General features: G+C 41.2%; 9 protein-coding genes. 5 read left to right on the forward strand and 4 right to left on the reverse strand.

Features of this window, described 5'->3' with window-relative positions; all coding sequences use genetic code 11:
• Positions 1 to 58 precede the first annotated feature (58 nt).
• A complete protein-coding gene (tsaA, locus tag AX660_RS12945; RefSeq protein ID WP_068377619.1) occupies positions 59 to 763 on the reverse strand; it encodes a tRNA (N6-threonylcarbamoyladenosine(37)-N6)-methyltransferase TrmO in 705 nt (234 codons plus the stop codon).
• A 190-nt stretch (positions 764 to 953) separates the two neighbouring features.
• Here tsaA and serB point away from each other — a divergent pair, with 190 nt between their 5' ends.
• Together serB and AX660_RS12955 are read left to right on the forward strand one after the other, a co-directional pair.
• Positions 954 to 1,964, forward strand: coding sequence for a phosphoserine phosphatase SerB (gene serB / locus AX660_RS12950; RefSeq protein ID WP_068377920.1), 1,011 nt, complete (start codon positions 954 to 956; stop codon positions 1,962 to 1,964).
• 189 nt (positions 1,965 to 2,153) lie between these two features.
• On the forward strand, positions 2,154 to 2,594 hold the full coding sequence (locus AX660_RS12955) for a hypothetical protein (protein WP_068377620.1): 441 nt from the start codon (positions 2,154 to 2,156) through the stop codon (positions 2,592 to 2,594).
• Positions 2,595 to 2,801: 207 nt separating this feature from the next.
• Here the strand turns inward: AX660_RS12955 and AX660_RS12960 are convergent, their stop codons facing one another.
• Entirely contained in the window at positions 2,802 to 5,321 is a 2,520-nt protein-coding gene (locus AX660_RS12960; protein WP_068377621.1) for a PilZ domain-containing protein, read from the reverse strand.
• Positions 5,322 to 5,634: 313 nt separating this feature from the next.
• On the opposite strand from AX660_RS12960, the gene radA reads away from it, so the two are divergent.
• Entirely contained in the window at positions 5,635 to 6,999 is a 1,365-nt protein-coding gene (radA, locus tag AX660_RS12965) for a DNA repair protein RadA (RefSeq protein ID WP_068377623.1), read from the forward strand.
• Between the two features lie 58 nt (positions 7,000 to 7,057).
• Here radA and AX660_RS12970 read toward each other — a convergent pair whose 3' ends face one another.
• Positions 7,058 to 7,426 carry a PilZ domain-containing protein gene (locus tag AX660_RS12970; RefSeq protein ID WP_068377624.1) on the reverse strand — a complete coding sequence of 123 codons (369 nt, stop codon included), beginning with the start codon at positions 7,424 to 7,426 and terminating at the stop codon, positions 7,058 to 7,060.
• Positions 7,427 to 7,814: 388 nt separating this feature from the next.
• On the opposite strand from AX660_RS12970, the gene AX660_RS12975 reads away from it, so the two are divergent.
• Entirely contained in the window at positions 7,815 to 9,794 is a 1,980-nt protein-coding gene (locus tag AX660_RS12975; protein WP_068377626.1) for a S9 family peptidase, read from the forward strand.
• A 164-nt stretch (positions 9,795 to 9,958) separates the two neighbouring features.
• Positions 9,959 to 10,279 carry a hypothetical protein gene (locus AX660_RS12980; protein WP_068377631.1) on the forward strand — a complete coding sequence of 107 codons (321 nt, stop codon included), beginning with the start codon at positions 9,959 to 9,961 and terminating at the stop codon, positions 10,277 to 10,279.
• Positions 10,280 to 10,348: 69 nt separating this feature from the next.
• Here the strand turns inward: AX660_RS12980 and AX660_RS12985 are convergent, their stop codons facing one another.
• The gene (locus AX660_RS12985) at positions 10,349 to 12,427 is read right to left on the reverse strand and encodes a trypsin-like serine protease (protein WP_068377633.1); all 2,079 of its coding nucleotides are present in this window, start codon (positions 12,425 to 12,427) and stop codon (positions 10,349 to 10,351) included.
• Positions 12,428 to 12,560 lie beyond the last annotated feature (133 nt).

Genomic DNA, 12,560 nt, shown 5'->3' on the forward strand with positions numbered 1-12,560 from the left:
TCAGTAGGCTAACTAGGGCTAAAGGCAAAAATGGTGGATAATGGCAATTATTAGCTGGTTAATCATGTGGCTGAATGTCTGCTACCTGACAACAACCATCAATAACCTGCCATTGAATATTAAGATTATACAAACTCATGCCATATACTTTGTTTGGCTCTGAATCTGCTCGATAAGCTGGACGAGGATCTTGAGCCAGTACTTCAGTGATTAAGCTAGTTAATTTAGGATATTGCTGCGCAAAATGCTGGACTTGTTTTAAGGCGCGTGGTGAAAACGTCACCGCCATCAATTCGGGCGAACTATGGGCAAATCCTCCTTTGGCATTTGGCAGTGCATCGGCATAGGGTACATAGGGTTTAACATCTAAAATAGGTGTGCCATCAAGTAAATCCATGCCACGTACATGCAACTCGAGTTTGCCTTGCTGATGCACTACTTTAACAAACTCGACCACCGACAACCCCATATTGTTTGGTCTAAAGGTACTGCGAGTAGCCAATACTCCTGTTTTTTTATTACCTCCCAAACGTGGCGGACGCACCAGTGGTGACCAACCTTGCTCAGTGGTTTGATGAAACTGAAAAATCAGCCATACATGACTGAACTCGTCGATACCACGCAAGATATTAGGATCGTTAAATTCAGGCAAAAATTGAATGATACCCAGAGCACTATTAACTAAACCGGGCTGACGAGGGATAGCAAACTTTTGTTTGTAGGGGGTGTGGATAATACCAATAGGCTGCTGAACTAGACTCATCTGATGTATTTAAGATTTTAGTTTTTTACGGATAATTCACACTATGTTTACGCAGCAGATTATTTAATTCAACTTAAAACATCTAGATTGAAAATAAGAGTACTAAGCCATGCATAGAAATCAGTGATTCCTTTAGTTAACATGCAAACAATTTTATAAGCCAGTTTTAATGTTAAAGGATCTCTGCTCAGTGTTTGAATTATCCCTATCGAGTACTCAACTGCTCTCTGCTCATTTTTTACAAGATTTGGTCGAGCATAAACATTTAAATCAATTTGTGCTTAGCCAGCAAACTTTAAGCGCCACGGAGCAAACAACTAGCACCGAACATAAGCTACTGACATTTACCGAGGGGCTAAATTTGCAGCAGCTTTTAGCAGTTGAACAAGGCTTGCAAGATTACTTAAGTATTCAATATTGGCAGATAGTACAAGTTGCCGGTGTTGCTGGTTTTGCCTGTGCTGCTAGGGTTAAGTTGTTAACTCAAAATGAGATTAAAACTGAGCTTGAACTAGTTGCAAACCAGCTTTGCCTTGAGTTGTGTTTGCTTGCACAAGTGCCATCTTTAAACGAGCCGGGTTTATTGGTCATGGATATGGATAGCACGGTAATTGCCTGTGAATGTATTGATGATATCGCGACGTTAGCCGGTGTTGGAGCAGAGGTTTCAGCTGTCACAGCACAGGCTATGCAGGGCAAATTGGATTTTGCCCAGAGTTTACGAACTCGAGTGGGCTGTTTAACTAACGCTGATGAAGCCATTTTGCAAACTGTGCGGAACGCCTTACCCTTAATGACGGGCGTAACGAGCTTGGTCAGGGTATTAAAACAACATAACTGGAAGCTGGCGATTGCCTCAGGAGGCTTTACTTATTTTGCAGATTATTTGGCTGAGCGCCTGGATTTGGATGCCGCCGTAGCCAATAAATTGGAAATAGTTGATGGTAAGTTAACGGGTAAGGTTAATGGCGGCATAGTCGATGCACAAGTTAAAGCACAAACCTTGTTAGCCCTAGCCGAGCAATGGGCTATTCCTCATCGCCAAACTATCGCCATGGGCGACGGTGCCAATGACTTAGTGATGATGGCGGCTGCCTCTTTGGGTGTTGCCTTACATGCAAAACCCATAGTACGTCAGCAAGCTGATATCTCGATTCGTCGTGGCGGTTTAGATGCCTTGTTATGGGTGTTGGCGGCTTAAAGCTGGAGAGAATAAAAGCAGTGAATATTACCTAGATACTAGTTGAGAGGATTTAACTACAAGTAACAAAAATGCAAATACGCTAAATAATCGAATTTTATATGTAGATTAAGCCATTGAATTTAGCTCAAAATTTGTTAGATTGACTAATAATGCTACCTGCAAAAAAGATAATTAGGGACGGCTGTCATGCAAGGTTTTTTTTACGGTTTTGATAAAGTTAAAGTCATTCTCGGCACCTCGGTTTTTTACTTAGCTGCTCTGGCAATTATTGTGATCAGTATTTTGTATAGTCAAAATAAGCCCTTTGTTAAAATGAGCGACTTTTATAAGGTTAGTGAACTAAATCCAGTCGAAAATGTGCCAGTGCAAGCAAGCTATAGAAGCAATAGCTCGCCACTAGGATATAGCACCACCATAGATCTCGGAGCTGAAATTAGCTTTGAAGTTGTTGCTGCTATAGTAGGTGTTCTAATGCGCTCTAAAGATTTAGAGCCAGTTAGTATGATATTAAACTGTTCAAAGGTAGATTGTAGAGTTGAGTTTACGACGGTGGACGATAATCATCGAAAACTCGCTAATAGGGCAAATGATCAATTTCAGAGTTATTTACCACTAACATCTAATTAGCAAAAAGCCGTTCATTTGAACGGCTTTTTTCGACACGTTGCTCAGAAATTTTAATCAAATCGTGCATCCCAATCAGCCGTTATTTTTTGTTCTGATTAAACCTAGCGCTTGTTATTTTGCACCGGCCCATTTAAACATGACTTTGTCGGCTTAGCTACCAGCCGACACGGACCTACTTAGGTTTTGGCTGGCTCATACTTGACAATATTAGGTTTTAAGTAATTGCTCGATACCTACTTTTTGCAATTTATGTACGGCAGGAAACTTATGGTTATCGGCAATTTTTTCTTCACTAAACTCATAACGTCGCATGACTTCATCGGTGATATCTACCAAATCACCAACTCCTATGACATTCCATAACTTTTCTTCAAGCAATTTGGCTTTATGTAAAGCGTAGACACCCACGTAATTTAATTCAGATTGCATTTTATCAATATCAGGACGGCCGGTTTTGGCAATAAAAACTTTGAGCGCAATAAATTGGCCATGTTGCATGGCCTGGGAAATAAACTGGCGTCTCTTTTCGTGTTTGATAAATTGCTCTGATACTAGGCTTTTAATTGAATCAGCCAATGCTTCTTTGCTTGGGTCAAAGGCAATAAAAACTTCACGCATTATCGGTTTATCATTGGCCTTTAAACTGTCCATCGCCTTTGGAATAAAATCGTGTTTACTCATGGCGTTACGATATAAGGGATATAAGTTAAGGTGACCTGTTTCGGTTTTGTGATGCAGCAGGTTAGTTAAGCGGTTTGTGGTAGACCACGTAGCTGTGGCATCGGGCACATAACCTAGCTCATCTTTACGCAGAAAATAGGCAATATTGACAATATTTCTGGCGCAAATGTTACGCAGGGCTTCACCTATACCTGGTACTTCCTCTTCGTCCCGATAGGATTTGAGTTTGCTGCGATTCGCTTTAATCAGTGCATCAAAAAACTGTTTGGCGGTGGTATTTTTATCATTTATTAAGGCGTGCATATGCAAGACCGTCTGGTCTTTGGATAAAAACCTAACAAAATAAGGCAGCTCTGCCAGCACATATTTAGTGGTTACTTTTTGCAAACTTGGAAAACTAACAGTTACCAAACTGTCTGGAGGTAAGTGGCAACGTGTGGTGAGTTCAACGCGCAAACCCTGAGTAGAGATATCTTCTGTATGCCCTTCAAATATGATGTCATCCACGGTAACGATAATGGGGGTGCGCAACAAAAAACGTGTTTCGCGGCGCTGATTAAAATACTTAAAGCGGTATACGGTAACATTATCAGGCAAACGATTACGCGGATGCCCAAATATTTTTAGCTGCAAAAGTTGATCACGTTTGATTTTTAGACGTTGGTAATATTCCGTGCTGATATCGTCGGTAATGTTAGTCAGCAAGGCAATGTGTGATAGGTTTTTTAATCTCGACATCAAACGTGGGGCTGGCTTTTGATTTTGCCTTTTTACACTCTCATTGACGCTATTGGCAATCGACAGTGGGCGGTAGCTTTGCTCTGGAATGATATCGGTTAATTGCAGTTTATAGATACGCCAACTGGCTTTACGTGAACCATAAGCCAAAAATAAATGTTTCAACTGAGGATGAGCGTCGAGTTCTTGAATGCTGGCGGAGTAAAAATATATTTTTTCTCCTTTGACGTGATTAAAGACATAAATAAAGGTTTCTTGTTGACCTTTGGGCAGAGATAAACAATGTTTCAGCCGCGATTCTGATAATAGATAACCAATTTTCAGATCCTGAATTTCATTTGCCCAATATTGAATTTCTTCACGGTTACAATCATTGCCAAGGGCATATTTGGCGTGCAACCCTTCACTATTATGTTCGATAAAAACCGGTATCGAGGTGAAATTAGGAATGTAATATTGTTCGTAAGTTTTATTCTGAATGGCATTAAAGGTATTGTCTAAATTCACCTTATAACGACGTTTGTTACCATGGATAAAACTTTCGAAAAATTTATCGAAGGTTGGATTAGGCACTTCCTGCATACGTTTTAGAGTTAAACGTTGATCGTCTTTAGTACGCTCAATATTGCCGACGCAGTAAACGATGCCCTGACGTTTATCTAAAGAATACTCTTTTTCTAAACCGCGAAATTGCACTGTCAGTTTTTCACCCGCTTTGACTAAGTGTTCTTTACTGACCTTGACTTTTAAACCACTGACCGATACATCAATAGTAGTGGCTTGCATGCTTTTGTTCAATTCAGTAAACATTTCGACATTAACCGAAAAGTTCATGCGCTCTTCGGTACGTTGCGGAAAATTGCCAAACTCAACCAAGGGCGCTAAATGGTTTTCCTTTTTGATCGGTAGGGGAGTGGCTTGTGCTTTTTTCTTACGTGCAGCTTGTTGTTCTCTTTTATGCATTACCCGAAAATTGTTTTCGGTATTGGTCACTGCTTCATATACACCTATGGTGTATTGCCCAAAAATTCTGACTTGACGTTCGTAAGTCTCTATCGCCACGTCATCTAAATAATGTTCACGACTTTCGTGGGTAAAAATACGACATTTTCCATCCACCAGACCACGTAAATCAATTAAACGAATACACGGCCGCGCCAAACGTTTGAGCTCCATTTTGAGCAAAAAACGCTTTTGCGCGGGCACGCTAGCCGCAACTTGCAATAAGACCTGATTAAATTCAGGCTCATTGATCATTGGCTTAAGTGCTTCAATTATGTCGTGATATTCTTCTAAGTCTTGGCTCATAACATCAGTTTGGTGTATTGTTGGCATAATCTGCTGTGTATTAAAGGCTTATCGGCAAGTTGACTAAATAGTTGATCTAGCTTGCAAATAACACTTTTATTACGATCTTTTATGTATACCCAAAATTATTGGAATTGCACGGCGGCGGCAATTGAATGAGACCCCGTGAACTTAGTTCACTAAGAGCTATGCCGTTACAAATCATGGCGAATGAGTGCAGCCAACAAACGTGCGGTTTCAAGGATGAAGGGTAGAGATGTAAAATACGTCAACCTGCATACAACAATCAACCCATATTGAGTATCTAATTAACATGGCAAAACGTAAAACTTCTTTTGTTTGCTCTGATTGTGGTGCCGAATTTCCACGTTGGCAGGGGCAGTGTAGCGATTGTCAGGCTTGGAACACTATTACTGAATTTGTTATTTCCGCCACTAAGTCTGTAGTAAGTAGAACTGGGGGAGGTTATTCTGGGCAGACCTTAGCTCAAGTCGAAAACTTGCAAGATATTGATTTGCAAGCCTTACCACGTATTTCTTCGGGTTTTAAAGAGTTAGATAGAGTCTTAGGCGGAGGCATAGTACCGGGGAGCGCCATGTTGATTGGTGGCTCGCCAGGAGCGGGTAAAAGTACCTTGTTATTGCAAGTGATGTGTTTGATGGCCAGTGGTCGTAGCGCCTTGTATGTGACCGGCGAAGAATCTTTGCAACAAGTAGCTATGCGTGCACAACGTTTGGGCTTAGCCAGAGATAAATTAAAATTATTGGCTGAAACCAATATTGAGGTGATTTGCGAACTTGCTTTACAACACAAACCTGAAATTATGGTCATTGACTCCATTCAGGTGATGCAAGTCGCCGATGTACAGTCTGCACCTGGCAGTGTTTCACAAGTGCGTGAAAGTGCCGCCTATCTAACTCGTTTTGCTAAACAGCATCATATTGCGATGTTTTTAGTAGGTCATGTAACCAAAGATGGCAGTTTAGCCGGCCCCAAAGTACTAGAACACTGTATTGACTGTTCGATGATGCTCGAAGGTGAAAGTGACAGTCGTTACCGCACTTTACGTAGTCAAAAAAACCGCTTTGGTGCAGTTAATGAGCTTGGCGTATTTGCCATGACAGAAAAAGGCTTGCGCGAAGTGAGTAACCCTTCAGCAATTTTTTTAAGCCGTGCTGATGAGCAATCTCCCGGCAGCATCGTTATGGTGGTTTGGGAAGGTACTCGACCTTTGTTAGTGGAAATTCAAGCGCTGGTGGATTATTCACAAATGGCTAATCCACGGCGTGTAGCAGTGGGTTTGGAGCAAAATCGTCTCGCTATGTTACTGGCGGTACTACATCGTCATGGCAATGTGCAAATGAACGATCAAGATGTATTTGCCAATGTGGTTGGCGGCGTTAAAGTTACAGAAACCAGCGCAGACCTTGCACTGTTGTTATCCATAGTATCAAGTTTCAGAAACAAGCCCTTAGATCGTGAACTGATTGCTTTTGGTGAAGTTGGACTAGCGGGAGAAATTCGCCCAGTACCCAATGGTTCGGAGCGCATTAGTGAAGCGGCCAAACACGGTTTTAAACGTGCCATCGTACCTAAAGCCAATGTACCTAAACAAAAAATCCCTGGGATAGACGTTGTGGGTGTTGCGCGTTTAAGTGAAGCTTTAGACGCTTTGTAGTTTTTCTGCCTAAAAATGTTAGACGTGACTTATATGAGTACCTAAGTTAACCCTATGCTTAGGTTGATTGGTTCTGTTTAATTAAGGCTTCTAAATCGAGTTGTAAAAGAGACTCATCACTAAGATTAAGTTCTATTAAACGCCGTAATTCAGTGACACTATCAATATCAATTAATTCGCACTGAAATCCCAAAAACTCCTCATTGGCATGGCAAATCTTACCTTGCATGTTAATCGCTTTATCTAGACCTTCTAAGTTGAAATTCAGATCATATAAGGCAGCGGGGTCTAATACAAAATCCTCAGGAGCATCAAGCAAGGCGCCTTTAAGCGACAAGTCTAGTACCTCGGTTTTCCATGTTTTAGTTGCTGTACTTAGCTCAGCCTGTGTCGAAAAAACAACACGGTTGAAGTTTCTACGCTCCATTGCCCATACCTATTTAAGGATAATTGCTTTAAGAATAGCCTTTGTTACTGTTTATTGTCAGTAAAAAATATTCCATCTGAAGTTTGCAATTGATATGACTTTACAAAAGTGCAGATGCGCCACGTTTGTAAGTAAAAATAGAGGTTCACCATGATGACTTACGTCAGGTAAATAAAGTAAGCATAATAGTCGGCACTAAGATCGCCAAAAGATACCATCTATAGTAGAGTTCTCTGTGAATTGATGAATGCGAGTGTAATTGAAGGTCGGTATTGATTTTAAGTAGTAGATAAACTCTTTTAAATCTTTATTATTCATAGGCTTACTTTCGAACATTACACTTTGCTATAAAACTATTAAAAACCTCTCTATGGATGGGAAATCTTAAATGAAAAAACTGCTATTAGGCCTATTACTTTGCATGACCTTTGTTGTTGGCGCGCAACCTTTACCTTTAAATGACTTTGTTAAATTTGGGGATTATCTCGACATCCAATTGTCTCCTGATGGGCTGCATATGCTTGCCCGATTACGCACTAATAATCGAGTAGTACTGGTAGTAGTGAGAGCTGCTGATGGTGAAATAGTGGGAGGAATTACTCCTAACAATAACGACATTATCCATACGGCAAGTTGGGTCAGTAATGAGCGTTATGTCTATGAATTTGCTGAAAAACAAGTATATAACGAAGCACCCATTCCCCAGGGAGAATTGTATGCTGGTAACATTGACGGAAGCCTTGGGAAATTACTCTATGGCTATAGGGCCAGTGACCAAGGAACGGGCAGCAGAATTAATTATAAAAGTGATGATAGAGCGAGTCAGGACATTCTCAATGTGTTGGAACATGACCCAGATAACATCTTGATCATTGAATATCCCTGGAGTAAAGATGGCCAGTATTGGTATGACGCTCGAACCAAACAGCCTGATATAAGTCTGTTAAATATCTACACAGGGAAAAAGAAAAAACTAGAAACTTTGCCTTATGGTGGAGCAAGAGCGATTGCTACTAATACAGGAGAAGTAAAGTTTATTTCCTGGAAGGACGAGCAGAATGTGAGTCATGCTGCTTACCGTGAAAAGCAAGACCAGCCTTGGAAGTCATTAAAAGAAGCGTTTAATATTGAGACTGCGTTAATACCTTTTGCGATGAGCGATGATGGCAATAAAGCCTATTTTGTCGGAGACGTTGGAGATAAAGAAGTTCAAACAGTCTACGAACTAAATTTGCACACCGGGGAATATCTGCAGTTATTTGATGGCATGCAAACGGATATCGTTGATTGGATATACGATGCTAAAACTCGTGCTCCAGTGGTAGCTCTTTCCTATCCATCTAAACATCAGTATCACTATAGCAGTGCTACTAGTCAGACGGCAGAAGTCCATAAAATGTTGGCCACAGCCTTTGAGGGCCAAGAAGTGTTGATCAAAGGAACCAGTCATGACGGTAACTTTATTTTGTTTAGGGTTAGTAGCGATATTAATCCTGGTGAATACTATGTATTTGATTATAAAAATAAAGATGCAAAATTTTTGTGGGCTAATCGTTCGTGGATCGATCCTCAGCAAATGCGACCTATGCAAACTGTCCAGTTTAAAACGAGTGATGGCCTAGTGATTAATGGTTACCTGACGATGCCATTACAAAAAGAAACGACTCAAAAAGTTCCATTAGTTGTGATGTTACACGGCGGACCACGTGCTCGAGATTATTGGGGGTACGATAATGAAGTACAAATGTTCGCTAACAATGGTTATGCGGTTTTGCAGGTAAATTTCAGAGGAAGTAGTGGTTATGGGGATGTATTTACCCATGCTGGTAACCAGTTATGGGGCTCTAAGATCATAGATGATGTATTGCAGGCTACTCACTGGGCAACTGAAAATACTGCAATTGATGGGGCAAAAATGTGTGTATATGGTGCCAGTTTTGGTGGTTATGCTGCGTTGATGGCAGCCGTTAAAGAGCCTGGACTTTTTAAATGTGCTATCGGTTATGCTGGTATCTATGATTTGAATTATATGTACACTGAAAGTGATATTAGTGATCTTTGGGGCGGTCCTGCCTATTTAGAAGACGCATTAGGCCATGACCAACAACAGCTTAATGACTTCTCGCCAATTAATCACGTAGACAAAATTACTGCGGCTGTCATGTTGATCCATGGTGAAAAAGACCGTCGTGTGCGAGTTATTAATGCTGAAAAAATGGCCGAAAAATTAACTGCTAAGGGTAAAAAAGTGACTAGCATGAACTTTGGTTTAAGTGCTCATGGTGTTTATGATGAAAAAAGTAAGCTGAAATTGTACGAAGCGTTAATCGAGTTTTTGAATTCTCATATCGCACCTGCTAAGTCTTAGTTTTTAAGGTTTGCTTTTAACGTTGACCACCTCTGTATAAGAAGTACGAGGTGGTATGTTTTTACTCATTCTGCGTCATATCAGTCTTTTTTAATTTTTAATAAACTTTTCCGTCGGTATTTGCGACTTAGTTATTACGTAAGAAACAAGCCGACGCTAAATCCATGTTAAAAATCATCGCTTTCGTCAGTGGTCTTATTGTTCAGACCAATATGTTTGCATCACAAGCGCAAACACCTGAATTTATGCTGGACTGTGCAGCTAATACTCGATGCAAAAACACTACAAAAAACGATTGCCTATTCTTGAACAAATCCAAAGTGATTCTATTGTCAGAATTATTCATCGCCCAAGATTTTAAAGCCATGCAGCAAACAACAGCGTCTACCTTGCTACAGCAACACCGCCCGCTGAAACAAAACAAATTAGTGAAAGTGAGTCTCCTGAAATCAAAGACTTTTGCGCTGGAATTTCCGGTGCGTTAATGCATTTAGGGGATATTGCTTAGATGTTAAATTGGACAAGGCAGGCTGACCTGCCTTGTCAATTTGAGCTTAGTTAACTCGTTTGCTTAGTCTTAACAAAACCAAGAGAGATATTAAACTTAGCCAGCCAAGGCTGCCTCCGCCACCACTATTATTATTGGTGACAGGCGTTGTTGGGGGCGGTGTTGTCGTTACTTGATTTGGGGTAAATACCACATTACGTATATAAGCTTTATCGTCGCCGGCGACTGTGGCGGGATCTTTACGATAAATCCAGGTAATGATGCTGTTGTCGGTTTCTAAATTGATTGTTGGAAAGTCCTCAAAAGCGACGCTACCAGAAATAAGATCTTGTAGTTCATTGTTCACATAGACATACAGGGCATCATAGGGATCACTTGGATCTTCTTCATTTTCTTCGGAAGACACAGACCATTGAAAGTTAAATTTACCTTTACCTTGCACATAAGCACTTAGAATACTTTCTTGATTATGATCAATTGAGCCACTTTGCACACCACTGCTTGTGGAATTAGCAAGCCAAGGTTTGTTGCCACCAGAATACCAGCTAACACTATTGTTATTAGTGCCTGCTACACCGGCTATATTAGTCGCCGTAGCGATAACTTGAGAGTTCAATGATGCACTACTGGTTGCCACCACATTATTATTGGCATTGATAGTGACAGTTGCACTGAGTTCCCCGGTTTGGTTGGCGTTTAAGTTGATGTTCAGGTCACAGCTAGCTCCTGCAGCTAAATTGGCGCATGTATTTGTACCTAAACTAAAAGTGTTACTGCCGGTAATATTGAAGCTCAAAGCAACGCTGAAAGTAGAATTATTGACGACTTGTAAGGTGCTCGACTGGCTGACGCTAATAGGAGAGATGCCAAAGTCTTGTTTTTGTCTGATCGCAATACCGGTTTGCAGGGTATGCAACCATTCAGTAAATTCAGCCACACGAGTATATACTCCAGGATAATTGGGGTCAGCACAGCCTATGCCCCAACTAACGATACCTACTTGCTGGGGGCCCGTGCCGGTTTGCACAATTAAAGGTCCTCCGCTGTCACCCTGACACGAGCCTTTACCACTGGAGGGCTGGGTGGCGCAGATCATTCTGTCGGTAATTGATTGGCTGTTTATTTTAGTACGACATTGTGCGTTAGTTGCGAGATTTAGTTCGACCTGATGGAGTACATCAGGGAAATCAGCAGTGGGACCTTCTCCAGGCGCGTAACCCACTCTACCTCCCCAGCCAGCAACGATCGCAGGACTATTTTCAATGGCATATTGGTCGGTGGTTGTTTTGCTGGCAAGTTGCACTGCCGGTGCGTCAACTGTTTCAACTAGTTCAACTAAGGCGATATCATAATCTATGAGATCCGCATCATATTGGGGATGGATATAAATATTAGCGATGCTGCTGGCGTTTTCTGCCCCATCGGATAAATCGTATTCACCGACATTCATTTTAAAAAACATCGCATCGGCCGAGTCTACACAGTGGGCGGCGGTTAATACCCATTTGTCACCTAAAAAGGTCGCGCCACAACTAGAGTCTTGCTGAAGTTGGGTAGTGGCCGATACGGATACTTGGGCAATGGCGCCCTCTTGGGTTAATAATGTGAGACCATCCTCACGGGTAATGGCAACCACTGGAATAGTGCCATTAAAATCCTCACCCAAAGTGCCAGATATTTCACCTACTTCATTGTTATAAATGATTGCCGCGATGCCGCCACCAGATTCGCAATTTAAGGCTTTTTCAGAAAAGTTGATATCACCGCGTTCAATTAAACATACTTTAGCACTGGCATTGGCGCAGGTTGCTTCTCCTTTACCACAGGCGACTAAAGCACCCGTAGCGTTACCGGCAGGACCAAAGCTAAAAGCGGTGGTGCCATATGCTAAATCATCCACTCGCAAACTGGTTGATACACCTTGAAAAGTAACCACATAAGCAGTCATCCATGGCCAGTCGCTTGATAGAGCAGGCTGACCGCCAACTATTTGAGTTGAGGCTAAGTTTGTTTTGTTTTGTAAAGAGGGAGCATAAATTGAATCTGCTGCATACAGGCAACTTGAAAAACAACTCAGACTACTTATTATGCTAAGTAAACCTATAAAACGACTACGTATTTTCATTATTGTTCCTAATTTACAACCCTACTTAGTGTTATTAATATTTTTGATGCTAAGTCACTAGGCATGTGATTTTATTCCATTATTGTAATTTTTGATTAAACATGGCTGTGACTATTTGCGAACGTGCATATTG

Origin of the sequence: Paraglaciecola hydrolytica (assembly GCF_001565895.1) — a bacterium.
GTDB classification, from domain to species: Bacteria; Pseudomonadota; Gammaproteobacteria; order Enterobacterales; family Alteromonadaceae; genus Paraglaciecola; species Paraglaciecola hydrolytica.